This window comes from Nocardia sp. NPDC049149 (assembly GCF_043197455.1).
GTDB lineage: Bacteria > Actinomycetota > Actinomycetes > Mycobacteriales > Mycobacteriaceae > Nocardia.
Genome location: NZ_JBICTD010000010.1, coordinates 63,899 through 86,859, shown reverse-complemented (window position 1 = coordinate 86,859; position 22,961 = coordinate 63,899). Strand labels below are relative to the sequence as shown.

At 67.4% G+C, this 22,961-nt stretch carries 23 protein-coding genes; 10 read left to right on the top strand and 13 right to left on the bottom strand.

Annotated elements, in window-relative coordinates:
- The coding region (locus ACGFNJ_RS33790) for a DUF2511 domain-containing protein (protein ID WP_393457715.1) at positions 1-372 on the bottom strand (372 nt) is incomplete at its 3' end.
- 148 nt (positions 373-520) lie between these two features.
- Here ACGFNJ_RS33790 and ACGFNJ_RS33785 point away from each other — a divergent pair.
- Entirely contained in the window at positions 521-1,597 is a 1,077-nt protein-coding gene (locus tag ACGFNJ_RS33785; protein WP_393457712.1) for a glycosyltransferase family 2 protein, read from the top strand.
- On the opposite strand, the gene ACGFNJ_RS33780 is transcribed toward ACGFNJ_RS33785, so the two are convergent.
- From ACGFNJ_RS33780 to ACGFNJ_RS33760, 5 genes are read right to left on the bottom strand one after another with little or no spacing between them, the layout of a single operon-like run.
- Positions 1,555-2,430: an ABC transporter ATP-binding protein gene (locus tag ACGFNJ_RS33780; RefSeq protein WP_393457709.1), complete on the bottom strand. Its 876-nt coding sequence runs from the start codon at positions 2,428-2,430 to the stop codon at positions 1,555-1,557. The genes ACGFNJ_RS33785 and ACGFNJ_RS33780 overlap by 43 nt on opposite strands.
- A gap of 17 nt (positions 2,431-2,447) precedes the next feature.
- Positions 2,448-3,218 carry a hypothetical protein gene (locus ACGFNJ_RS33775; RefSeq protein ID WP_393457706.1) on the bottom strand — a complete coding sequence of 257 codons (771 nt, stop codon included), beginning with the start codon at positions 3,216-3,218 and terminating at the stop codon, positions 2,448-2,450.
- 5 nt (positions 3,219-3,223) lie between these two features.
- The gene (locus tag ACGFNJ_RS33770; protein ID WP_393457703.1) at positions 3,224-3,808 is read right to left on the bottom strand and encodes a hypothetical protein; all 585 of its coding nucleotides are present in this window, start codon (positions 3,806-3,808) and stop codon (positions 3,224-3,226) included.
- Between the two features lie 41 nt (positions 3,809-3,849).
- Positions 3,850-4,749 carry a hypothetical protein gene (locus tag ACGFNJ_RS33765; RefSeq protein WP_393457700.1) on the bottom strand — a complete coding sequence of 300 codons (900 nt, stop codon included), beginning with the start codon at positions 4,747-4,749 and terminating at the stop codon, positions 3,850-3,852.
- Positions 4,746-5,315 (bottom strand): RNA polymerase sigma factor, encoded by a 570-nt coding sequence (locus ACGFNJ_RS33760; protein WP_393457697.1) that lies wholly within the window; start codon positions 5,313-5,315, stop codon positions 4,746-4,748. Before ACGFNJ_RS33760 ends, ACGFNJ_RS33765 begins: the two co-directional genes overlap by 4 nt.
- Before the next feature lie 266 nt (positions 5,316-5,581).
- Between ACGFNJ_RS33760 and ACGFNJ_RS33755 the strand changes: the two genes are divergently transcribed.
- The 6 genes from ACGFNJ_RS33755 (at position 5,582) to ACGFNJ_RS33730 (ending at position 13,082) form a co-directional block, all read left to right on the top strand.
- The gene (locus tag ACGFNJ_RS33755) at positions 5,582-5,749 is read left to right on the top strand and encodes a gallidermin/nisin family lantibiotic (RefSeq protein WP_393457694.1); all 168 of its coding nucleotides are present in this window, start codon (positions 5,582-5,584) and stop codon (positions 5,747-5,749) included.
- Between the two features lie 71 nt (positions 5,750-5,820).
- Positions 5,821-8,946 (top strand): lantibiotic dehydratase, encoded by a 3,126-nt coding sequence (locus tag ACGFNJ_RS33750; RefSeq protein WP_393457691.1) that lies wholly within the window; start codon positions 5,821-5,823, stop codon positions 8,944-8,946.
- Positions 8,943-10,337: a lanthionine synthetase C family protein gene (locus ACGFNJ_RS33745; protein ID WP_393457688.1), complete on the top strand. Its 1,395-nt coding sequence runs from the start codon at positions 8,943-8,945 to the stop codon at positions 10,335-10,337. The genes ACGFNJ_RS33750 and ACGFNJ_RS33745 overlap by 4 nt, the downstream gene beginning before the upstream one ends.
- A 13-nt stretch (positions 10,338-10,350) precedes the next feature.
- On the top strand, positions 10,351-11,277 hold the full coding sequence (locus ACGFNJ_RS33740) for an ABC transporter ATP-binding protein (protein ID WP_393457685.1): 927 nt from the start codon (positions 10,351-10,353) through the stop codon (positions 11,275-11,277).
- A complete protein-coding gene (locus ACGFNJ_RS33735; protein WP_393457682.1) occupies positions 11,274-12,089 on the top strand; it encodes an ABC transporter permease in 816 nt (271 codons plus the stop codon). Before ACGFNJ_RS33740 ends, ACGFNJ_RS33735 begins: the two co-directional genes overlap by 4 nt.
- A gap of 6 nt (positions 12,090-12,095) precedes the next feature.
- Positions 12,096-13,082, top strand: coding sequence for a DUF6895 family protein (locus tag ACGFNJ_RS33730; RefSeq protein ID WP_393457680.1), 987 nt, complete (start codon positions 12,096-12,098; stop codon positions 13,080-13,082).
- A gap of 480 nt (positions 13,083-13,562) precedes the next feature.
- Here ACGFNJ_RS33730 and ACGFNJ_RS33725 read toward each other — a convergent pair whose 3' ends face one another.
- Together ACGFNJ_RS33725 and ACGFNJ_RS33720 are read right to left on the bottom strand one after the other, a co-directional pair.
- The gene (locus tag ACGFNJ_RS33725) at positions 13,563-14,273 is read right to left on the bottom strand and encodes an ABC transporter ATP-binding protein (RefSeq protein WP_393457677.1); all 711 of its coding nucleotides are present in this window, start codon (positions 14,271-14,273) and stop codon (positions 13,563-13,565) included.
- A 2-nt stretch (positions 14,274-14,275) separates the two neighbouring features.
- Positions 14,276-15,085 (bottom strand): ABC transporter permease, encoded by an 810-nt coding sequence (locus tag ACGFNJ_RS33720; RefSeq protein WP_393457674.1) that lies wholly within the window; start codon positions 15,083-15,085, stop codon positions 14,276-14,278.
- A gap of 295 nt (positions 15,086-15,380) precedes the next feature.
- Between ACGFNJ_RS33720 and ACGFNJ_RS33715 the strand changes: the two genes are divergently transcribed.
- Positions 15,381-16,097, top strand: coding sequence for an ethanolamine ammonia-lyase light chain EutC (locus ACGFNJ_RS33715; RefSeq protein WP_393457671.1), 717 nt, complete (start codon positions 15,381-15,383; stop codon positions 16,095-16,097).
- Positions 16,098-16,154: 57 nt separating this feature from the next.
- Here the strand turns inward: ACGFNJ_RS33715 and ACGFNJ_RS33710 are convergent, their stop codons facing one another.
- Entirely contained in the window at positions 16,155-16,925 is a 771-nt protein-coding gene (locus ACGFNJ_RS33710; protein ID WP_393457667.1) for a hypothetical protein, read from the bottom strand.
- A 124-nt stretch (positions 16,926-17,049) separates the two neighbouring features.
- Here ACGFNJ_RS33710 and ACGFNJ_RS33705 point away from each other — a divergent pair, with 124 nt between their 5' ends.
- Both ACGFNJ_RS33705 and ACGFNJ_RS33700 read left to right on the top strand, forming a co-directional pair.
- Positions 17,050-17,931, top strand: coding sequence for a phosphotransferase enzyme family protein (locus ACGFNJ_RS33705; RefSeq protein ID WP_393457664.1), 882 nt, complete (start codon positions 17,050-17,052; stop codon positions 17,929-17,931).
- A 111-nt stretch (positions 17,932-18,042) separates the two neighbouring features.
- Complete coding sequence (locus ACGFNJ_RS33700) at positions 18,043-18,231, top strand: hypothetical protein (protein ID WP_393457661.1); 189 nt, start codon at positions 18,043-18,045, stop codon at positions 18,229-18,231.
- A gap of 16 nt (positions 18,232-18,247) precedes the next feature.
- On the opposite strand, the gene ACGFNJ_RS33695 is transcribed toward ACGFNJ_RS33700, so the two are convergent.
- The 4 genes from ACGFNJ_RS33695 to ACGFNJ_RS33680 are packed head-to-tail and all read right to left on the bottom strand — an operon-like array spanning position 18,248 to position 22,762.
- Positions 18,248-19,657, bottom strand: coding sequence for a beta-N-acetylhexosaminidase (locus tag ACGFNJ_RS33695; protein ID WP_393457659.1), 1,410 nt, complete (start codon positions 19,655-19,657; stop codon positions 18,248-18,250).
- A gap of 1 nt (position 19,658) precedes the next feature.
- Complete coding sequence (locus tag ACGFNJ_RS33690; RefSeq protein ID WP_393457656.1) at positions 19,659-20,528, bottom strand: carbohydrate ABC transporter permease; 870 nt, start codon at positions 20,526-20,528, stop codon at positions 19,659-19,661.
- Positions 20,519-21,478, bottom strand: a complete 960-nt coding sequence (locus ACGFNJ_RS33685; protein ID WP_393457653.1) for a carbohydrate ABC transporter permease — start codon at positions 21,476-21,478, stop codon at positions 20,519-20,521. Before ACGFNJ_RS33685 ends, ACGFNJ_RS33690 begins: the two co-directional genes overlap by 10 nt.
- Before the next feature lie 6 nt (positions 21,479-21,484).
- Positions 21,485-22,762, bottom strand: coding sequence for an extracellular solute-binding protein (locus tag ACGFNJ_RS33680; protein WP_393457650.1), 1,278 nt, complete (start codon positions 22,760-22,762; stop codon positions 21,485-21,487).
- Positions 22,763-22,961 lie beyond the last annotated feature (199 nt).

Here is a 22,961-nt window from a genome sequence, read left to right as displayed (position 1 = left end):
CAGCGCTCGGCTCCGCAGTGCGCCCAAGCTGATCTTGTCGCCGCCGGAACCGTTGGCGCGCAACGGTTCTATGCTGGCCAACCCCGCCTGCTCGGCCTTGTCGTTGAGTGCGTAGGACGTGCCGTCGGGCACGACGAACACCGCCTGCCCGCCCGCGCGGCACTCGATGGTGCCGCGATCAACGGTGAATGGCCAGAGGAAGCCCAGGTTCTCACTGGCCACCGCCTGGCTGTTCGAGGTCGGTTCCGGCAGGGCAACCGGGCTCGGGTGTGCGGGATCCTTCGACCCCGAGCCGCCGCCGCACGCGCTGACCACGAGTGCCCCCGTTACCGCGAGGCCGATCGACAATATGGTTCGGACCTGCGAGTTCATTCTTTCCTCCACCTGTGTCGGCATGCCGTTCTACTCATAACGTTGCGCACTGCCGACTTTCGGTTCACAGACGTTCTGGCAGCGGCCACAGCGGTTTCGGTCGGTAGCGTCGGAACCGAACTAGCCTGGCAAGTCACTGGAGGGGACCGTGTCGACGCACTCACCATCCCGGATCGATATCGTCTGTCCGACGTTCAACCGGTCAACGGCGATTCGGGCGACGATCGACAGCGTGCTGGCGCAGACCGTCGAGGAGTGGACGCTGCTTGTCGTCTCGGACGGTTCCACCGACGACACGGACGACATCGTGCGCGCCTATCGCGACCCGCGAATCCGGCTGCTGCGGGTCGAGTCGTACGGGCATCCCGGGGGACCGCGCAATGCGGGTGTCGCGGCGGCGACAGCACCGTTCGTCGCCTATCTGGACCACGACGATCGCTGGGCGCCAACACATCTGGCGGTGCTGCTCCGGCTGCTGGACGGCGGCGCCGCGTTCGCGGCGACGGGCTGCGTTCGCGTCGACGAGGCGGGCGAGGAGTTGGACCGTAGCGGCCTGGTCGATCGGATCTGGCATCCGGAGCTACAGACCATCACCGGGATGTTCGAGCCGTCCCGGGTCGGCCATGTCCGAACCGTGCTCGCCGAGCTGGGCGGTTGGACGACGATCCATGCGGGCTACGAGGATTGGGATCTCTGGTTCCGCGCGGCACGGCACGGCCACGATTTCGCCATTGCCACGGAACACACGGCGCTGTTGACCATCGGTCCGGCGTCGCGGCGCAACGGGCTACGTCCGCCGCAGGCGGTGGTGTTCGACCGGGTTGCCGATCGTGAAGTCGCCGCGGCCGTCGTCCAGGCCACCAGGTCCGAGCCACACCGGATGGCCGCGCGTGCCAGCTGTCTTACTGAGATGTGTGCCTGGTACGCGGATTTGGCGACCTCCCCCCGCTATCGGGTTGCCGATCATGTCCCGGACCACCTGGAGGATCAACTCCGCGCTGACTTCCTTCGGGACGACAAGCCTTGTCTGCTGGAGGAATTGAGCATCGCCCCGGTCGGCGACGAGTGGGCGATACTCCTGCCGCTGTGGTGCGCCACCTCCGAGCATGCCCAAGCCATCGGCCGGGTGCTGCGCGACCGCTTTCCCGGGCAGTTTGCGTACCTGCGTGCCCTGATCGCCGATCAGAGCGTCGAGGTGCGGGCCGCCCGCAGCACTGCGACGTAGCCGTCATCCAATGTCGGTGCCACCGGCCGTGATTCGGGCGGTGGCACCGGCCCGACGATCCGATATTCCATGCCGTCGACGGTGCTTGTCACATTGACCACGGTGAAGTCCCCGTCGGGCTGGGCGGACGCACGCAGGAGATGCGTCTGTCCTTCGGCCATCCCGACCAAACCCGTGGTGGTGCCGTGATAGACGAGGCTGCCTTCGGTGAGGACGGCCGCCATGGGGCAGCTGTGCGCGACGTCGTCGAGGATGTGGGTGGACAGCACCACGATGCGATCGCCACCGAGCTGTCCGAGCAGCGTGCGGAAGCGGATACGTTCCTCGGGGTCGAGCCCCGCCGTCGGTTCGTCGACAATGACGATCTTCGGGTCGCCGAGCAGCGACTGAGCGATGCCGAGCCTGCGCTTCATGCCGCCGGAGTATCGGCTGATCCGTTGTGTGCCAACGGCATCCAGGCCGACGCGGCCAAGGAGTCCGTCGATTTGGGACCGCCGTGCCTGCTTGTCGTCGATTCCCTTGAGCAGGGCGACGTAGTCGAGCAATTCGCGTCCGGTGAGGTCGGGATAGAGCGCAAGTTCCTGCGGGAGATACCCGAGCAGTCGTTTGACCGCGGCACGTCCTGCCGTGGTGGCCATGTCGTAGCCGCACACGTGGACCGTGCCCGACGTGGGGCGCAGCGTTCCGGTGAGAATGCGGATCAGGGTGGTCTTGCCTGCGCCGTTGGTGCCGAGCAGGCCGGTCATGCCTTCGGTGAGCGTCAGGTCGACGTCGCGCAGCGCGGCCGCGTTTCCGCGGTAGACCTTGGTCAGGTTTCGTATCGTGATCGTCATCCGAACTCCGTTCCGGCTCAACGGCTCTTGGTCAGGGCCAGGTGGCCGACGAGGAAGGCGAGCAGTGTCGTGGCGAGGGTGATCGCCAGTGCGGCGATCGCGGCGGCGGCGCCTGCCGTCGGGTGCAACCAGTCGGCATCCGAACGCGAGAGCGTGACGTTGAGCCATTGTGCCGCTTGGTAATCGCCGAGCGGCGACAGGATGGTCTGTGCCGTCGTCGGGATCGGCACGAGCGGGGTCAGCGCGGTGGCCCAATACCAGAACGGCACCACAAGCACCCGGGTAACGGCGCCGGGGAGCAGCAGGCTCGCGACGTTGGCGAGCATGGTGAGCAGCAGCGAGCCGGGCAGCACGATCGTCACCAAGCCGATCACCGCGGCACCGAGCGGCCGCACCGAGCCCGCGGTCACCGACAGCCACGCCCCCATGACGAGGAGAACCAGACACCCTGGTATCGAGGCGACCAACCACGGCCCGAGGATGATTCCGGCCGACCGGGTGCGGCCGCCTGCCGGGGTCGCGTCGAACAGCTCGCGCAGTCCTGGTTTGCGTTGCCTGGCCAACTGATCCGCGAGCACGATGGCGATGCCGATCGAGCCGAGGAAGTTGATCAGCAGGGCGGTGTCGCCGATCGCCGCGACCTCGTCGGTCCGGTTTCGCCCGTAGGGAAATCCCGAGAGCAGCAGGATCAAGGCGCAGAGCGGGATAAGCGACAACCACACGATGCGGTGTCTGGCGGTGAGGATCGCCTCGTAGCGGATCGTGGCGCGCAGCGCGGGAGCAGGCATTCGCATCATCCTGTCGCTCCGCGCAGCTGCGCCTCACTGTCCATCGCGCGAAGCCCCGTGAGCCAGAGCGCAGAGAAGGCGACGAGCAGGAACAGCACGGCTTGCGCCTGCTTGGCGCCGATCACCTGATCCAGCACCAACAGCTTCGCCAGCCACAGTGTGCTGACGATCGTGGCTGCTCCCGCGGTCGAACGGTGGGTCGTCACTATGTATGCGGCGACGCCGACCAGTGCGAGCGCGAGCGCCGCGTTGTTGATCAACAGGCTGCCGGCGTGTTCGTTCGCGGCGGCTACCGTCAGCACCCCGAGCAGGAGGATTGCGCTCCCGACCGATGCGATGACCAGCGCGATCCGGCGCGCCAGGGTCAGCAGGTAGGGCGTTTGCACGGTGAGCAGCAGCTCGATCATCTGCTCGCCGCCGAGCGCGGCAGCCGTGGTGAGCCCGGCCGCCAGCGGCACGGTCGCCGCCGCCGCACTGTCGATCGCAGGCGCAGTGCTCAGGAGGGTCGCGGCCAAGCCGACCGCGGCCGCAGCCGCGACCGGCGTGGTCAGGACGGCCCGTCCGCATCGCCGAATTTCATACAGCCACATCGGATTCACGTAAGGGTGGTAGCGCGGTCGCGCCGATCGGTTCATGCCGCGGCGGCGCTGAATCGGGGCTTGGTCATGCCGACGATCGCCACAACCAGCAGCAGCGCAGCGATCGCGACGGTCAGTGCGGAAGTGGACCAGAGCGGCTGGATGATCGCGCCGATCCGATGCGCCGGTCCGGCCGAGGACGCCCCGGCCGCCCCGAGCAGCCACACCACGCCGCCTGCGACCGCGCCGACCGCGATGGACCGCCACACCGCACAGACCACGCCGACCGCGGAGGCCAGCAGTGCAGGACCGAGCCAGCCGGCGACCATGTCGGTGAAATCGGCGGTACCACCGAGCTCGCTGGCCACCATCGACGTCACCAGGGCGAGGACGGTGTCGGCCGCGAGGACCATGAGCAGCCTGCTCGCGAAGACCACCGAGGGCCGAATGGGCATGGTGGCGAACAACTCCAGCCGCGGATCCGTTCGCGGCGTGCAGGCCGCCAGCGTGCCGAGTTGGAACACCAAGGTGACCACGAGGCCGAATATCGTTGGCGGTGAACCACTTCGGGTGGTCGACACGGCGAGCAGGATGCCGCCGATGAAGCCGAATACGGTGAGCGGAAGCAGCAGTCGCGGGAGCAGTTTCCGTTGTGCCAGCGCAAGTGATGCGGCGAGCAAGAGCGAGCTGCTCAGGCTCGGCTTGGGGACCGGAGTGGGTGCGGCCCATGGCATTCCGACAGCATCACCGAGCAGGTCGTCGAAGGACGGGGTGCGAAACGCGCCGACGGTATCGACGGAAAACCGCTCGGCAGCGACTGCCACATTCTGCCAGCCTGCCGCGCGTGCCTGACAATCCGCGCAGTGCTCGAGGTGCGCTCCGACGTGGCTGTCGGGTCGCCGCGCCAGCTGGTCGTCCGTCAGGTGGGGGCCGAACGGGATCGGTGTGCTCATGTCGCGCCTCCGTAGCGGGTGGACAGATCGGCGGTGGTGCCGGCCAGAGCCAGCGCGAGTCGTTTACGCGCGTGCGACATTCGGCTCTTCACCGTGCCGACCGGTATATCGAGGACAGCCGCGACGTCCGGGTACGGCAGGTCGTCCACCAGGACGAGAAGCAGCACGTCGCGGAGGTGTTCGGGCAGCTCACCGATGCCTGCGGCGAGATCGCTGCGCGCGGCGTTCGCCAGCACGATGTCTTCGACGGTGTCCGCCGGATCCGAGATGTCCGGGGCGTCGTCGAGATCGATCGCGACGGGCACCGACTTGCGCAGATAGTTGTAGGCCTGGCGCTTGGCGACACCGAACAGCCAACCGCGCGCCGATGATTCGCCACGGAAGCTGTCCGCCGAGCGCCAGACGGCCAGCCAGGTCTCCTGGAGTATCTCCTCGGCGGCCCCGCTCTGCGCGGTCATCCGCCGCACGACCCGCAGCATTGCCGTTGCGTGTCGCTCGTAAAGCACGCGCAAGCAAGCCTGGTCCCCCTTGGCCACCGCAGCCAGCAGCGCTTCGTCCGAGTCCACACAGTCGTGTGTAGCGTGCCGGCGCCGAACGGTTCAACCCGGGTGGCGAAATCGGCCGTCCGGGTGGCGGTGGACGGCGCCATTGGCAGTGTCGGGCCGACTGCCAGAAAGCCGTGCGGTCGTTGTCGAGCCGGGTTGGCGCTGCTTATCTCGATGCCGGGGGGAACAGCGCCGACCCGGGAAGTCCGGGCGGAACGCACCTCCCCGGGTCGAGACCTTCGGCCCGAACCAGGCACAGCCTGAGAAGGGAGAACACCGTGAGCACGGTGACCACAGAACCGGTGGAGATGATCGACACTCTCGATCTGTTCGATCTCGACCTCCGAGTCGGTGTCGGCAACATCCAGGGCAACGCGGGGATCAAGAGCTGGTCCTACTGCACGCCTGGCTGCACCAGCTCGGGCGGCGGTAGCGGTTGTAGCCACTGCTGCTGAGTCAGACGTCCGGGCTGGGCGCGCTGTCCAGCCCGGACACCCCACATCGAACAACGCAAAGGATTGAGCTGGTGTCGGATTCGATCTTCCGGGCCTGGGATGTCTTCCTGGTTCGGGCTCCACTTGCGGTGGATCCGAGCCGGCTGCCGACGCGCGGCGATCATCTCGACGTGCTGCGGGCCGCGGCGGCGGACGTGGCGCTGCGTACCGCGATCACGGTGGCGACGCCGAGCCTCGGCAGGCTGCTCGACCGGATCGACAGCGGCGCCGTCGCAGGCATCAAATCCACGCAGCTGCGCCGCGCCGCGTTGGCCGTGCTGCGTTACGACATCAGGATGCACACCCGCCCAACGCCGTTCGGCGTCTTCTCCGGGGTGGCGGCCGGGCGCTTCGATTCGTCGGCCAAGCTAGATCGCGGCTCCGCGCACCGCACCAGAACGCACGCCGATATGCATTGGCTGCTCGGTGTCGTGCACGAGTGGCAGACCGCTCCGACGGTGCTGCCCCGGTTACGGGTTCGCCCGCATCCCGCGTTGTTCCGCCGCGGCGACCGGGTCGTGCTCGACTGCCCGTCACCGCTCAGCGCGCCGCTCGACGGCGAGACGAGAGCCGTTGTCTCCCTGCGTCATTCTCCGGTGGTCGACATGGTGCTGCGCGAAGCCGCTCGCACCGTCGGGGGCGAGGAGCTCACCGCGACGGTGGCTGACCATTTCGGCGCGCCGGTGCACCGCGTCGCGGAGTTGGTCCGGGTTCTGGTGGAGCAGGAGTGCCTGCTGACCGACCTGCGTCCGCCCCTGGACGGGGGAGACCCACTGCGCCATGTCATCGATGTCCTCGCGCGCGTCGACCGGCCGGACGAGTCGGTCGCGCGCGTGCTGCGCGTCCTCCGCGAGATCGACAATCGCAGGCTCTCCTGTGATCGGCTTCCGCTCGGTTCCGGTTCGGCACGGCTCACCCAGACCGTGGCGACCGTCGAGCTCGCGCGCGAGCTCTTCGAGTACGAGACTCCGTTGCACATCGATACCGCGCTCGATCTGGAGGCCAAGCTTCCGTACCAGGTCCGCACCGAAATCGAGCGCGCGGCCGAGCTGATGTGGCGCATGTCGGCGAACAAGCTCGGCTTGATCGCGCTGCGTGACTACCACGAGCGATTCCTCGAGCGCTACGGGACAGACCGACTGGTCGGCATCCGGGAGCTGCTAGACCCCGCTCGCGGACTCGGCGCGCCGGACGGATACACCTGGCCGACCACCGAAGCTACCGCCGCGAACCCGACGATCCAGCGCGATCCCGCACGAATGCGCTTGTTGCACAGATTGCTCGGCGCGGCACTGCGGGACGGAGTCGACGAGATAGAACTGACCGACGCGATGATCGGCGAGCTGAGCACCGACGAGCCGGTGCACACAGGGGTGCCCAACTCGTGCGAACTGACGTTCCATGTCGTCGCGCCGTCATTGGATGCGTTGTCCGCCGGTGACTTTCGCCTCGTCGTGGCCCCAAGCCCCGGATCCCATCACGCGGGGGCGACGCTGGCGCGGTTCGCCGATCTGCTTCCCCAGGAGGCCGGCGCCATTGTCGCGGCGGAGTCCGCGGCGATTCCGGTGCACGTCAACGACGCGATCCGGATCGACCTCGCCTTCATGCCACGATCGGGCAAAGCCGCGAACCTCACGCACACCGTCGCGCACAACGGGAAACGCATCGCCGTCGGCCTGCCCGATGCCACCGGCGTCGAGGAGATCGCGCTCGCCGACGTGGCCATCGGGGCCACCACGGAGCGACTGTGCGCGGTGCAGCTGTCGACCGGCCGCGAGATTGTGCCGGTGCTCAACAACATGGTCAGCGCGATGACGCAGGCGCCGAACGCCGCTCGGCTGCTGTGGGAGATCGGCTTGGAGGGGCAACGCCTGTGGGAGCCGTGGACGTGGGCGGCGCTGGCGGAGATGCCCTTCGTGCCACGCATCAGGCACGGGCGGATCGTGCTCGCACCCGCGGTGTGGCGATTGGACGTGCTGATCGGTGTGCCCGAGGCCGACTTCGCGCGCGCGGTGGCACGGTGGCGCCGCGAATGGCGCGTGCCGGAACGAATTCTCGTCGTCCAGATGGATCAGCGACTGTTGTTCGACCTGAGCGATCCCGCCCACCTCGAGCTGCTGTGGGACGAGCTGCGCAAGGATCCGGCGATCGTCGCGCACGAGGTGCCAGGCGCGGAGGGCTCGTACGACGGCATCGGCGGACACACGATGGAAGTTGTGGTGCCGCTGTCGCGCCGGGACAGTCGGCCGTCGCGCTCACAACACGGCGGCTACGCCGAAAAGCCACAGACACCAGCAGGACTCGGCAGCGATTGGCTCTACCTGGAGATCTATCTCCCTTCGGCGTGCCACGGTGACTTCCTCCGGACCGAACTGCGCGAATTGGTCGACGCAGGACGGGAACACGGATGCGATCGCTGGTTCTTCATCCGATACACCGGCCCGGACGGGCCACATTTTCGTGTTCGCTTCCATGGCGATCCGGACACACTGTGGGCGCAGGCCGCACCCGCGCTCGGCGCGAAACTCGACCGCTGGCAGCACACCGGGCTCATTCGGACGCATCGAGTCTGTCCCTACGATCCGGAAGCCGAGCGCTACGGGGGCCGAGCGGCGATAGCCGCCGCCGAACGAGTCTTCGAAGCAGACAGCCGAGCCGCGATCGCATTCCTGGACCTGGTCGAGGATCCGGCGTGCCCGCACTCACTCGACACGGTCGCCGCCGTCTCGGTCGCCGCGCTGGCCGCGGCTTTCGGTGTGCCGGAATCGGGCTCGACGTCGGATACCGGGTGCGGCGACGATGCCGCTGCGGCCTGGTTGTCGCTGACCGGCTCGCGGGACGACCTCCCGACGGCGTTCCGGGTGGACGCCAAGCGCTGGCGCGCGCTGATCGATCCGTACGGCGACTGGCCGACGTTGCGCGCAGATCCCTACGGCGCGGCCGTGCTCGAGGCACTCCAGGCTCGCGACGCCGCGGTCCGCGCAGTGCGATCGGCGCTGTCGGACTCCCGCACCAGACACCCTCGGTTGATCGGCAGCCTCATGCATATGACCTGCAATCGACTCTTCGGCGGTGACAGCGACCGCGAGCGCGCGGTCGTCGCCATCGCCCGCGGCGCGGTGCAGGACAACCTCAACAGAAGAAGGCATACACGATGAGCAACGCCCTACAGCACCACCGGGTTTCGGTGGCCGAACGCGCCGCCGAAGCCGTCGCCCTGGTGGCCGAGCGGCTCGCCGACCCCGAGGTCGTCGCGGAGGTCGCGGGTCGACCGGACAATCATGATCCCCTCTTCGGTGCGACGATGTGGGGCCCGATGACGCTGTCCACCGGCTTGCCGGGTACCGCGTCGTTCTATGCCGAACTGGCCAGGATCAGCCCGCGCTGGTCGGCGACCACCCACCGGCATCTGAAAGCGGCGGGCGCTGCGATGCCGAGCCAGCCGAGCAGGGGATTGCATGCGGGCCCTGCCTCGCTGCTCGCGGCTGCGCAAGGATGTGGTGACCACTATCCCGGCTTGCGGCGGCGGCTCGCGGACTGGCTCGCCGACGACCAGCTCGCCCGGCTCGCACGGCTCAGGCCGGAAGTGGGACAGGGCATTTCGTGGGAGTCCTATGACCTGATCAACGGGTTGTCCGGCACGGCACGACTGCTGCTCGATGCGGCCGACGATCCCGCCGAGAACAGCGCGGAGGTCGAGCGGGCGCTCACCGAAACATTGGCGCACCTGGTTGCGCTCAGCGTGCCGATCACCGTCGATGGTCACGTCGTGCCCGGCTGGTGGGTGCCGGTGGAACTGCAGCCGGTGGAACAGGATCGCCTCGACTACCCGCGCGGTGACTTCAATCTCGGTCTCGCGCATGGGATTCCCGGACCGGTCATGATCCTGGCGCTCGCGCTGGAGCGCGGGCACGAGGTGCCAGGGCATCGCGAGGCGCTCGTGCGCATGGTGGAGTGGCTGATCCGCTGGATCAGCGTCGACGATCAAGGCACCTATTGGCCGTGCCGAGTCGGATTTGACGACGAGATCGCCGACACGCCAACGGAATCCCTGTTCACCAGGACCGCGTGGTGCTACGGCGCACCAGGGGTGGCGGCCGCTGTGTATCAGGCGGGCCGCACCCTCGACAACCCGGCGTGGCGCGCCCACGCGGTCCGGGCCATGCACGACGCGCTCGCCAGAGACGAATCACGGTGGACCCTGGCCGGACCCACCGTGTGCCACGGTTATGCAGGGCTGTTGCAGATCGTGCACCGTATCGGCAGCGCCGAACAGGACGAGGTGCTGCTCGGTGCGCGGGCCAGGCTCGCCGAGACGATCCTGGACATGGCAGATCCCGACGCGCCCTTCGTCTTTCGGCATCCGATGCGCTATCCCCGATCGGCGCCGGGGCCGACCGAGTTCAAGCTGCTCGATGTCGCAGGGATTCTCGAAGGGTCGGCCGGAGTGGCCTGCGCGCTGCTGTCGGTGATTCCGCCCGCGCTGCTCGGTGATGCCGTCGCACCGGGAACCCATCGGGCATGGGACCGTGCCCTCGGCCTCTGCTGACGAGGGGATACGCATGTCTCCCAACGCTTTCGACCTGGCCGATGTCGTCGTGCAGTACGGCAGAACGGTTGCCGTCGATTCCGTGTCACTGAGCTCGGCCCCCGGTCGCCTGACCGCACTGCTCGGGCCCAACGGGGCGGGCAAGTCCAGCCTGCTCACCGTGCTCTCGACCGCCGCGCGCCCGAAATCCGGAACCGTGCGCATCTTCGGCAGCGACGTCCGCACGGCGCCGATGCGCGCTCGCGCTCAGCTCGGCCTGGTGTTCCAGGAGCGGACCCTGGACAAAGAGCTGACCGTCGAGCAGAACCTGTGGTTCCACGCCCGGCTGTTCGGCATGCGACGTGCCGATACGGCCGCGCAGATCGACCGGCTGCTCGCCATGCTCGAGCTGACCGACCATCGCCGCACCGCAGTGGAGAAGCTGTCCGGCGGCACCGCGCGGCGGGTGGAACTGGTGCGCGCACTGCTGCACCGGCCGGGTCTGCTTATTTTGGACGAGCCGACGACGGGTCTCGACCCGCAATCGCGGCGGGTGGTGTGGCGCGATCTGCTGCGCATGCGCGACGAACTGGGTGTCACCACGCTCTACTCCACGCACTACATGGACGAAGCCGAATACGCCGACGAGATCGTGATCATGGCCAAGGGCCGGATCGGTCGATCGGGGTCTCCCATCGATCTGAAGGACTCGCTTCGCGCCGCTTGTGTCCGATTGCGGACCCATGATGACGCGCTGGCCGCCGAATATCTCCGGACCGCGGGATTCGAGGTGGTCACCGGGTTCGGCGAGTTGGAAGTCCGTTGCGCGGAACCGGATCGGCGGGTGGCCGACATCGTCGCGCACGTCGGCGTCGCGGTCGTGAGCGTTTCCGTGCACCAGCCGTCGATGGACGATGTCTACCTCGCGGCGACAACCCTGGCCAAGGAGAACCTGCGATGACGATGCTGGACGAGTCGGCGGCAACGCCGAACTACGCGGAGCTCCCGCCGGAACGCCGGATGGTCGGCAGTGTCCGCGCGGTGGCCGTCATCGCAGGCCGAGATCTGCAACGTCAGATCCGGCGTCCCGGCCTGTTGATCAGCAATGCCGTGCAGCTGCTGTTCTTCATCGCGATCTACGCGGTCGGCTTCGATGCCATGGTCGGTGCGGTCGGCTCCGTGTCGTTCAGCGCCTACATCCTGCCGGGGATCATCGCCATTCAGGTGGCGACGATCGGCATCTCCGCCGGGCTGGCCTACGCGTGGGATCGTGAATTCGGGGTGCTCCGCGAAATGACCGTGGCACCCGTGCCTCGGATGTGCCTGCCTGCGGGCAAGGTCGTCAGCACCGGAATCATCATCGGCGTGCAGAGCCTGGTGCTGCTGTTGTGTGCGCCGGTCTTCGGATTGTCACCGACGCTTGCGCAGACAGCGCTTGCTGCGTGCGTCTACCTGGGCGGCTCGGCCGTCTTCAGCCTGCTCGGTCTGTTCCTGGCCACCATGCTCAACCAGATACAGACCCTGCAGGCGTGCGTGCAGTTGACGATGATGCCCATGCTGTTCCTGTCCGGGTCGGTGTTCCGGCCGGACGGTGTTCCGGCCTGGCTTGCGGCGTTGATCCACCTGAACCCGTTGACCTACCTGGTGGACCTGAGCAGACAAGTGCTGGTCGGCAGCGGCCAAGGAGTGCTCCCGATCGGTATCGATCTGGCGGTGCTCGTGGCGCTCGCACTCGTCTTCGCGCTGGGAATTCGCCTCGCGATCGGACGGTGACTGCGCATGATCGCGCTGCATCCTGCGGAAGAACTCCGTGGACAGGTCAATGGATTTCCCCGATGGGCACCGGTAGCTCGCGTCGCCGCCGACGTGGATGCGCCCGTCCTCGATGCCGCGGTGGAGTGGCTCACCGCGCATCTGCAGTGGTTCGACCAGCAGCAATGGGAGCGGTTTCTGCCGCGAAGGGAATTCCCGGAGGGCACGGTACTCGAACTGCTTGTGCTGTGCCGGATCCTGCGCCGGGGTCGATTTCGCGATCATGAGCTGGTCGGCCGCGCGACAGAACTGGCGCAGGCGGTTGTCTCGGAGCATGCCTTCCACGCCGCGCTTGGCCGCGCCGACGAAAAGTTCCCGTACCGAGCGTATTTGGTCGCGCTACTTGCCGAATTGGGTTGCCCGGTGCGCAGCGCCGTCGAGCGTGTCCAGGTGGTCCTCGAGACGGGTTGTGGCGGCTGGACCGGCGCCTGGCAGCCGGCGCTCACGCGGCTCGAGCTGCGCTATGTGCTGGATCTCGGCGGATTCGCCAGTACGTCGTTGCCGGTGGCCGATCTGACGGCGGCGACGATCGCGGCCGCCGCGCCTGATCCGCTCTACCTTCGCGATGACGAGGCCTACGCCCTGACCCATGTCGTCTTCTACGCAACGGATTTCGGCGCTCGGCCGATGCCTGCGGGGGCAGCGCTCATCGAGACGATGCGGACGCTGCTCGGCATGTACCTCGCGCTCGGGGACATGGACCTGGCCGGTGAATTGTTGCTGTGCCTGCGGGCGGTCGGCGCGGCGGAGTGTCCGATGACCGCACAGGGATGGCGGGAACTGGCGCGCCGCCGTCGGACGGACGGGGCGGTGCCAGGTCCGCTGTACGAGCCGGACCGATGGTTGGGGTTGCGTGGGGAAGTCCGGGAAGCGTATGCGTTCGGAACCTGTCACCACACCACGATGGTCGCGGCCATGGCTGCCGCAATACGAGAGGATTTGAATGTCTTCTGAGGCAGCGGTTTCCGGCTCTGCACGCGAGCATCAGGCGATTACTGCGGCACAAGCTTGGCTGGTTGCGGTCGAGGAATCCGCTGCCACAACTGAATTCGAGGCTGCGCAGCCACCGAACGGACGTGACTCGGAATCCGCACCGCCGGTGTCGAATCCGATGAGCTTGCTCTGTGCGGATCCGTTGCGCTGGCGCGCCCTCGAGACAGTCGGCGCATCGTCAGCACCCCGGTCGGAATGGGCCGCCGTGCTCGATGCATTGTTGGCGCTGTCGATCCGCCGCTATGACCTCGACGCGCTCGCCACACTGCTGCTTGCCTGTGTGGAGTTGGAGTTGTCGACGCAGCCGATCCCGGCTCGGGCGGTGGGATTCTTGATCGCGCAACAGCAAGCCGACGGTGGCTTCGGTTATGCGGACCCTGGTGCGGGGCGATCCGAGCTCGCCGTTCGGATCGCCCTCACCCGGCATTGTGTTGTCGCGCTTCAGCGGATCTGCGAACCGCTGGCCTCCAGGATGCGGAAGAACCCTTCCTCGAGGTCGCCGTCTCCCGCGATGCCATCGAGGTCGCCCTCGTAGCGTGTCTTGCCCGCCACCAGCACGGCCACCCGGTCACACACCTGCGCGATCTCCGAGAGTTGATGGCTGGAGATGAAGACGGTGGTTCCGTTCTCGGCGAGCGACCGGATGATGCCACGCATCTCGCGGATGCCCACCGGGTCGAGGCCGTTGGTCGGCTCGTCGAGCAGGATGAGCTTCGGTCGCGCCAGGAGTGCGATCGCGATCCCGAGCCGCCAGCGCATACCGAGTGAGAAGGCCTGGACCTTGCGGTTGCGTACCTCGGTGAGCTGAACGACGGCTAGCGTTTCGTCGATCCACGCCTCGGGGACGCCGCGCAACTTGGCGTGAATACGCAAGTGTGTCAACGCATCCAGTTTTGGCCACAGTCCTGGCGTCTCGATCAGCGCGCCGACGTCGACGAGCTGCGACCGGTCGTATTCCTGGCCGAACAGGCGGATGCTGCCGCTGGTCGGCCGTTGCAAACCGAGGATCGTCTTCATGATGGTGGATTTGCCTGCACCGTTGGGCCCGAGTAGCCCGTAGACCTCGCCTGCGCCGACCGACAAGTCGACTCCGTCCAAGGCCCGGTGCTTTCCGTAATGCTTGTGCAGCTGTGACACTTCCAGGGCAAACATGCTCAGATCTCCTTGCGCTTCAGGTGCATTGCGCCGACTGCCAGGACCAGCGCGGTCAGAACCAGCGATAATGCGATCGCGGGCAGGATGACGCCACGGTCCCGGACCGGACTGTCGGCGGGCAGCGGGACGCCGTTCGGGCCGATGCCGGCCAAGGGCAGGATCACCCGCATCGGCCAGGCGAAGGGGACCGTCATCCACCAACTCTTGTCCGAGATCAGCATTCCGCTCATCATCCCGAGGACCCCGACGGCAATGGCCGGGCCGAGGCCCCACATCACCGCGATGAGGAGAGCGAGTGCGGCGCAGCCCAATCCGGCCAGCCACGGCAGGACGGACGCGGCCAGAATCGTCGGCACGCTGCCACTGAGCCGCCCGCTCAGCGCGGCGCCACCGCACAGCAGCGCGGCCAGGATCACCGTCGATCCGGCGGACAGCACCGCAAGGGCGAGGTATTTGCCGATCAGGTACCTGGACCGGGGAACGGCGTAGGAGAACAACAGCCGCCAGGCATCCTGGTCGGCGCGGACCGACAGGGCGGCCAACAGTGCGGCGGTCATCGGGATGAGGACACCCCAGGCCTCGAGGCTCACATCGCGGAAGACCGTCCAGGTATGTCCGGACCGCCCCTCCGGCGAGGTGATCGACATCGGATACAGCGGAACGGTGATGATGAAGGGCAGCAGGATGACGTACCAGCCGATGAAGCCGCGTCGCATTCTGGCCAGTTCGGTCAGGGTGACGTCCCAGATTGTTGGCTGGTCTCGGCGAGTGCGCACGTCAGCCTCCCCACGGGCGGCGATACTTGCCATTGTTTCTCCTCGAATTGTTCAGCGTCACAAGGTACGTAGCCGCCGAGGGCTACCCGGTTCACCTGTCGCTGGGTTGCGGCTACAGCCGGTGCGGATCCACCGAATGAGTGCGGATTTACGGCCGCACAATGACGGCGACCACACGGCGGGGCTCGGTGTGATGGTGGCCATATCCTTCTAGCCTGAATAATCACTGTGTGCGTAGTGTCGGAAACCTCCGATCGGTCGCCAAGGGCTGGAGGGTGGCAGGGCAGGGCATTTGCATCGCGTGGCTACGAGCGTTGGGAGTAGATCGATGATCGAACCGACCGAACGGTCTGTGAGCAGCACGGTGCCCATGGCCCAAGAGCTGGAGTTTCGCGCGGTGCGTGCCGCGGCGGGGGATACGGTGCACACGCCGCTCGCGGTGCCCGACTTCGCGGCCGAGGTGGCCGAGGTCGGACTGGGCAACCCGGTCTGTGTGCGCAGCGTCGCCGCGGATCGATCGGCGTACCTGCGCGAACCCGACTTGGGCCACTGGCCGGATCTCGGTGCGGAGCAGCAGTTTTCGATGCTGCAGCCGAGTGGTGCTGAGATCGGGATCGTGCTCGCGGACGGATTGTCGCCGCGCGCCCTGCGCGGCGGCGGTGCCGCCGTGCTTGCCGCGCTCCGCGACGAGCTCGGCGGCAGGCATCGACTCGCGGTGCCGGTGATCGCCACGCAGGCGGGCGTCGCGCTCGGTGACCACATCGGGCAGGCGCTCGGCGTGACCACGGTGCTCGTCGTGATCGGCGAACGGCCAGGACCGGCGGTGGCCGACAGCCTCAGCATCTATCTCACCAAGGACCCGATGCCTGGCCGCCCGAATGCCGAGCGCGTCCGCATCTCCGGCATTCGCCAGCAGGGCGGCCTGGACTACGTGAAGGCCGCGAGGATCGCGGCCGATGTCGTCGCGGGTGCACGGCAGCCGGGGCCCGCCGGGGTCGAACTCGACGGCGCTCTGTTGTGGACTCCGAATTCCAAATCGGCGTGAGGGCAGCTGACTGCCGAGCACGGTGCGCGCGGTCGACGAGGAGGCAGCCGCCATCGGTCAGGCGGATAAGACGGTGACCGATAGCCCGGGGTCGTCGCCGCTGCTGGATCTGACCAGCTCGGCGCGGCTGGCGACGCCGACCTTGTCGTAGAGCTGACGGACGCGGCGGTACATGGAGCGCTCGGACATGTAGCAGTGGCGGGCGATCTCGGCGACGGTCATCGAGGAGCGCAGCATCTGGATCAGAAGCTTGTCGGAGTCGTCCAGGGTGCGCCTGCGAGGTTTGGTGGTGGGGAGATCGCGGACGGCGGCCGGGCGGCGGGTGCCTCCGGTGGCGGCGAGCGGCGTCGGGGCGGCCGGTGGTGGGGCCGTCCGTGCGTGCTCGCGCAGTTGCCCGCGCAGGATCTCGGCCTGTCGATCGCCGGAGATGGCGAGGTTGACGACGAAGTTGGCGCCGGAGCGGATCGCGAAATAGGTGGAGTGGCCGGTGATGTCGTTGGTGACCGCGACGATCAGGCCCATCGCGTGCCTGGCGCGCACGGCGCGGAGGTTCTCCGCCTGGTATTCGGTGTTGACCGGCAACAGGATTGGCGCGCCGTCGAGATCGTCGCGGCTGGTGAGCGCCGGGTAGTCGGCGAACTCGATGCGGCAGGACGGCGCGAATATCTTCTCCCATAAGGCATTCGCGGAGTCGAGGCATTCCCGTAGGCCGGGATGTACGAAAACAGTGTGCTGTGGGCTTGTCTCGGCGCTTCTCGCCGACTGCTGGCCCGCGTGGGCAAACCCTTCCCGTGCGCGGCCTGCGTGGTGCGGATAACTCTCAATCACGGTTAACCCCCCGAAAAGTGTGCGACCGCCAACGGCGATCATCGTCTTCGTGTCCTACACATGATCAGACGCGGCAAGTCCACGATCGGTTCCATGAAGTTTTCGACCTGGTAGATGTGGAACCGTGGTTTACGTCGATATCCCGCTGACCGAGGACATCCGCACCGCCGTCGCCGCCGAATGGGGGCACAAGGGCGACGGCGAGCGCCTGCACGGCGGTGAAGAGTCCGCCGCCTACCGGGTCGGCGAGGTGGTGGTCCGCATCGGTGCGCTCGATCGCGACCCGGCCGAGGTCGAATGGTGCAACGGCATCGCCGTCGCGGCGGCACGCACCGTGCCGGAGGCGGTGGCGCCGCTCGCGCGGGCGGACGGTTCGACGGTCGCGATGGTGGCGGGACGGCCGATCACCGTGTGGCCGTTGATCGAGGGCCAGTGGGCCAGCAGCGAGGACCCGATCCAGGTCGAGGAGGCGGCGCGCCTCCTGGCCCGCGTGCATCGCGCCTTGGCCGAACACCGGCCGTCGCCGCGACCACATCCGTCGTTCTTGGAGATCGGGTTGGACGGCGCGGCGTCGGCCGAACTGCCCGATCCGGACCTGGATCGTTGGCTCGCCGCGTTCACCGCGACCGCACGGGTGCAGCCACTGCACGGTGACTACTACGAGGGCAACTTGCTGGCCCGCGCCGGACACGTCATCGCGGTGCTCGACTGGGACGAGGCGTTGGTCGCCCCGCCCGAAGTCGAACTGGCTTCCGCCGCATTGGAGTTCGCGGACGAACTGGGCAAGGACCTGGCTGCCGCCGGCGCGTTCGTTGCCGCCTACCACGCGGAGGGCGGCACGGCAGCCGAGCTGGACGACATCGCGCTCGCGCAACTGATGCGGCATCGGCTGCGCAGGGAAGCGGTGTACTTCGGCATCGCGGTCGCGCGTGGTGTCGAGCACGATGCCGACGATCTCGAATACCACCGCGAGCGGCTCGCGGCCTTCCACCGGCTCCGGCCATGATCGCGCACCGAGCGGGTCGATAGCGGCGGGTGCACTTGCCTAACGCTTCATCGGTGTTTAGATGTCCTGTACTCGGGCTACTCCTCAGCGATTCTTACCGATCATGGGCCGGTGAATGCATTCGTCCGACCTCTTCTCGGCGGGATGATCGCCGTCCTGCTTGTTGTCATCGGCGTCTTGGTGGCGCCGTGGTACGAGGATTCGTCGGACCCGTTGCCCGCCATCGAGGCGCCGGTGACGTCGGTGCTTGACCGGGCGCCGAGCATCACGTTCCCGCCGCTTGCCCCTGACTTCCGGTAGTCACCTGGCGGCGCGCTCAGGCGCGTAGCGCGATCGGACGATGCGACGTGGGCGGCACATCGGGACGGGTCTGCCACGGATGCGGGCCGTCGAGTGGGCGGTATTCGACACCGAGCGCGTCGAGGCGGGGCAGATGATGGTCGCGCAACCGCGGCAGGAACTCCGCGAAGTCGCGATGCGCTGGGCTCCAAGCGATTTCGGCGACGGCGCACAGCCGAGGGAACGCGGCGTAGTCGACGCGCCGCACGGAATCCAGATGCTCGCTCCACACTTGCGCCTGGACACCGAGGACGTGCGGTCCGTCGACCGCGGGCGCATAGCTGTACACGTCTTCGAGCGTGCGCAGATAGCCGACCGGTATCGGCTCGTCGGGGTGATCGGACTGCCGATGGTCCAGGTAGACATGGTCTTCCGGGCACAGCACGACATCGTGGCCTGCCGTCACCGCGCGCGGGCCTGCGGCCTCGTCGCGCCAGGCGCCGATCACCATCGGCGGTAGGGCATCCGTATCGAGGACTTCGTCCCAGCCGAAGGCGCGGCGACCCTGCGTGCCGAGATACGTTGCCAGATCGGCGACAAGGCGACCGTGCGCCGCGGTTGCCCCCGGCACCTCGTCACCGCCGATGCCGATGACGGGCGACGGAAATATGGTCAGCACATGGTCGAAGACCGCGCGCAGGAACTCCATGGTGTGCGGCGTCGGATCGAGCAGTGACGTGCTGACGCCCCAGGAAGTCCATACCTCCCACGGTGTTTCGGTCTCGGGGCCGAGTTCGGGATAGGCGGCGATGGCCGCGCGGGCATGCCCGGGGACATCGATCTCCGGCACCACCGTGATCGATCGTTCGGCGGCGTAGGCGACGATCTCGTGCAGATCGTCGGTGGTGTAGTAACCGCCGTGCGGCTGCCCGTCCCGCGCCGGGCCGTCGTGCCGACCGACCATCGATTCCTTTCGCCACGAGGCGATCTCGGTCAGTCGCGGATAGCCAGGCACCTCGATCCGCCAGCCTTGGTCATCGGTGAGGTGCAGATGCAGCACGTTGAGCTTGTGCACCGCGAGCAGGTCGATGAACCGCAGCACCTCGGCTTTGGTCCGGAAGTTCCGTGCGACATCGAGCAGGCAACCACGCCAGCGGAATCGGGGATAGTCCTCGATCACCCCGCACGGCACCGCGTGCTCGGCGCTGATGGCGGCGGCACGGAAGGTGTCCGGGCCTGCGAGCTGGCGCAGCGTCTGCTGCGCATGGGTCCGGCCCGCCTGATCCGCGGCGGTGAGCACGATGCCGCCCGGTGTGATCTCCAGCCGGTAGCCCTCGGCCGGAAGCGCTGCGTCGGTACGCATCTCGATCTCCGCGGGCCACGGACAGGTGCCGGGCAGCGGGGTCACCGACACCGGGCGGGGGAGCAGTGTGTCGAAGCCTGGCATGTCAGCCTTTCACCGCCCCGCCCAACCCGGACACCAGCTTGCGCTGCACCAGGACGAAGAGCACGAGGGCCGGAATCGTCATCAGCGTCGACGCCGCCATCACGGCGCCCCAATCGGTGTCCTCCGGCTTGAAGAACACCAGAATCGCCTGCGGCAGTGTCTGATTCTCGGTTTTGGAGATGATGAACGTCTTCGCGAACAGGAAGTCGTTCCACGCGTGGATGAACGACAGCACACTGACCGAAACCAGCCCCGGCGCCACCAGCGGCAGCAAGATCTGCCACGCGAACCGAAGACGGCTCGCACCATCGAGTTTCGCCGCCTCCTCCAGCTCGACCGGCACCGCGGCCACGAAGCCACGCAGCAACCAGATCGCCAGCGGCAGGCTGAACACCAGATCCACCAGCATGATCGAGCCGAGCTCGTTCAAGCCGAGCGCGGGGACGGTGCCGCCGACGGAGCGCATCAGGAAGAACAACGGGATCGTCAGCGCCTCGACCGGAACCATCTGTGCCACCAGGATCATCACCAGCAGCACCGTCCGGCCGCGGAAGTGAAACCGGGTGAGCGCCACCGCGGACAGGAACGACAGCAGCAGCGAACACAGCACGACCACGACGGCGATCAGCAAGCTGTTGAGGAAGAACCGCCCGAACCCGTTCATCGAGAGCACCCTGGTGAAGCTGTCCAGGCTCGGCGCCAGGGTCCACAGTTTCGGGTCGGCCGACTGGATCTCGCCAGGGGGTTTGAGCGCTGAGATCACCATCCAGTACAGCGGGAAGGCGACGAACCCGGCGATGACGACGGTGATCACCTCGGCGAGCGTCCGGCCGGGCCGACGCCGGGTGCGGCGCAACGGTTTCACGACCACGGCGTGCTCCTGCGCTGGGACCGGACGTAGAGCCCGGTGATCGACAACAGCAGCAGCGTCATCAGCACTCCGATCGCTGAGCCGAGCCCGTATTCCTGCCCGGCGAAGGCCTTTTGGTAGGCGTAGACGTTGAGCACCAGGTTGCGCCCGGCCACTCCGCCGCCGTTGGTCATGACGTAGATCTGGGTGAATATCTTGAAATCCCAGATGATCGACTGGATTGTCGCGATGAGCAGCAGCGGCCGGAGCATCGGCAGGATCACCGAGCGCGCCGAACGCCACACCGACGCACCGTCCAGTGCCGCGGCCTCGAGGACTTCCTCGGGGATCGCCTTGATGCCCGCGTACATCGTCACCATGACGAATGGGAACGAGCACCAGATGACCTCGGCGGCAACCACTCCGAACGCACTGAGGGTGCCGAATGTCCAGGAGTGTCCCGCCATCGAGCTGAAGCCGAGGCCGGTGAGCGCCTCGTTGACCACGCCGAAGTCGGCGTCGAACAGGAAGAGCCAGACGTAGGAACCGGCCATGGCCGGGGTCGCCCACGCGCCGAGCGCCGCGAGGAACAACAGCATCCGCGGCACAGCGCGGACCCGGGTGGCCAGCACCGCCAACGCGGTGCCGACTGCGAGCCCGCCGAGCACGCACACCGCGCCGAACACGAAGGTGTTGGCGAGCACCGTCCAGAACTGGCTGTCGGAGAGCAGCTCTCGGTAGTTGCCGAAGCCGATGAACGTCAACGGCTCGGCACCGGTCGCCTGCGCCTGCCCGTAGTCGTAGAACGAGATCAGCACGATCTGGTAGATCGGGTAGGCGAGCACCGCGGCTAGCAGGATCCCCGCCGGGGCGAGATAGAGCCACGCGGTGAGGGTGTCCCGGCGCAGTCGCCGCGGTGTCGGTGCCGAACGCGGTGCCGGCGTGATGACCGGCAGTTCTTGAATTGCCATGTGCGCCTATCTGAATGCCTTGTTCATCGCGGCAGCGGCCGCGTTGAGCGCCGCCGCAGGCTGCTTGGCCCCGGTGGCGATCTGCTGCACGGCGGTCGGCAGCAGGTTCTGGCTGTCGATCTTCGACCAGGCCGGGGTGCTCGGCACGAATTTCGTACCGGCCGTCAGTGATTCGACGAAGGGAGCCAGGAACGGATCGTTGGCGGCGAGCTGGCGCTGCACGCTCGCGAGCGTCGGCAGGTTGCCCATCGCCACGTACATCTTGTGCTGATACTTTGCGCCGCCGAGCAGTTCGACGAAGTCGACGGCGAGGCTGCGGTGCATGCTCGCACGGAAGACGCCGAGCAGGTTGCCGCCCGCGAAGGCCGGTGCGACCGAACCGGTTTGGGTGCCGGGCAACGGGATCACCGCGTACTTGCCCTTCGCCGTACCCTGATCCATCGCCTTGCGACTGAAGTCGCCACCGATCGTCATCGCCGCCTTACCGCCCGCAAACGCCTGCACGCTTTGGGTTCCGGTGAAATCGGCGCACTGGGCCGGTGGGCAGATGTCGTCGTGGATCAGCTCCGCGTAGCGGGTGATCCCCTCGCGGGCCTGATCCGAGTTCACGGTGGCGTTCCACATCGTGCCGTCGTAGCGGGCGAGCTCGCCGCCGTGCGCCCACAGGAACGGCAGCATCGCGTAGGTGTACTTGCCGCCGACCGAAATCCCGTACAGGTCCGGCTTTTCCGCGTGAATGCGGCGGGCCGTCGCGGTGAGCTCGGCCAGCGTGGTCGGCGGTCGCAGGCCGAGTTCGGTGAAGACGTCGGTGCGGTAGTAGAGCGCGCGGATGCCGGTGTACCAGGGCAGGCCGTAGACCTTGCCGCCGGATTTGGCGGTGTCCAGCACCGAAGGGATGATGTCTGCGCTCTCCGGCCAGGCCGCCAAGTCGGCGCCGAGGTCGGCGAAGGCGCCGGTGACGGCGTATCCGGCGAGGTCGGTGTTGCCGAACTCGGCGAGGTCGGGGGCGCTGGCCGGGTCGTTGAAGGCGCCGGAGAACTTTTCCGCGCGGGCGGCGACCGGGACCCATTGCACGTCGACCTGGACGTTCGGCCTGGTCGCGGTGAACTCCGCGATCGCCTCGTTGACCACGGCTTCCTTCGGCGCGCGATTCGCCTCGTCGAAGAGCCAGACCCGGACGGTGCCGGTCTTCTCGTCGCCACCCGAGCCAGCTGGGCCGGACTGCACCGGGGCGCATCCGGCGAGAAGCAGCACGGCGGCGCCACACGTCAGTGCGCGTTTCACGTGCCCGCCAACGCCTTTGCGGCGAAATTCACGGTGCGGCATCAAGGTCCCTCAGAAGTCAAGCGATGGTTCATGTTGCGTTATATGCAACGCATATTGCGTTGCGTGCCACAATGTTTAGCACCATGCGAGAGTGGATTCAATAGGCCGATGTGATGTGGGTCGCAGGGTGGCCATGTGTGGATCGAGACGTTCAGCG

Excerpts from the sequence above, each read along its gene's own strand:
- ACGFNJ_RS33695 (WP_393457659.1), bottom strand. The coding sequence starts at position 19,657 with ATGCCAGGCTTCGACACACTGCTCCCCCGCCCGGTGTCGGTGACCCCG.
- ACGFNJ_RS33770 (WP_393457703.1), bottom strand. The coding sequence starts at position 3,808 with ATGTGGCTGTATGAAATTCGGCGATGCGGACGGGCCGTCCTGACCACG.
- ACGFNJ_RS33735 (WP_393457682.1), top strand. The coding sequence starts at position 11,274 with ATGACGATGCTGGACGAGTCGGCGGCAACGCCGAACTACGCGGAGCTC.
- ACGFNJ_RS33740 (WP_393457685.1), top strand. The coding sequence starts at position 10,351 with ATGTCTCCCAACGCTTTCGACCTGGCCGATGTCGTCGTGCAGTACGGC.
- ACGFNJ_RS33720 (WP_393457674.1), bottom strand. The coding sequence starts at position 15,085 with ATGGCAAGTATCGCCGCCCGTGGGGAGGCTGACGTGCGCACTCGCCGA.
- ACGFNJ_RS33765 (WP_393457700.1), bottom strand. The coding sequence starts at position 4,749 with ATGAGCACACCGATCCCGTTCGGCCCCCACCTGACGGACGACCAGCTG.
- ACGFNJ_RS33775 (WP_393457706.1), bottom strand. The coding sequence starts at position 3,218 with ATGCCTGCTCCCGCGCTGCGCGCCACGATCCGCTACGAGGCGATCCTC.
- ACGFNJ_RS33725 (WP_393457677.1), bottom strand. The coding sequence starts at position 14,273 with ATGTTTGCCCTGGAAGTGTCACAGCTGCACAAGCATTACGGAAAGCAC.
- ACGFNJ_RS33715 (WP_393457671.1), top strand. The coding sequence starts at position 15,381 with ATGATCGAACCGACCGAACGGTCTGTGAGCAGCACGGTGCCCATGGCC.
- ACGFNJ_RS33685 (WP_393457653.1), bottom strand. The coding sequence starts at position 21,478 with ATGGCAATTCAAGAACTGCCGGTCATCACGCCGGCACCGCGTTCGGCA.
- ACGFNJ_RS33780 (WP_393457709.1), bottom strand. The coding sequence starts at position 2,430 with ATGACGATCACGATACGAAACCTGACCAAGGTCTACCGCGGAAACGCG.
- ACGFNJ_RS33730 (WP_393457680.1), top strand. The coding sequence starts at position 12,096 with ATGATCGCGCTGCATCCTGCGGAAGAACTCCGTGGACAGGTCAATGGA.
- ACGFNJ_RS33745 (WP_393457688.1), top strand. The coding sequence starts at position 8,943 with ATGAGCAACGCCCTACAGCACCACCGGGTTTCGGTGGCCGAACGCGCC.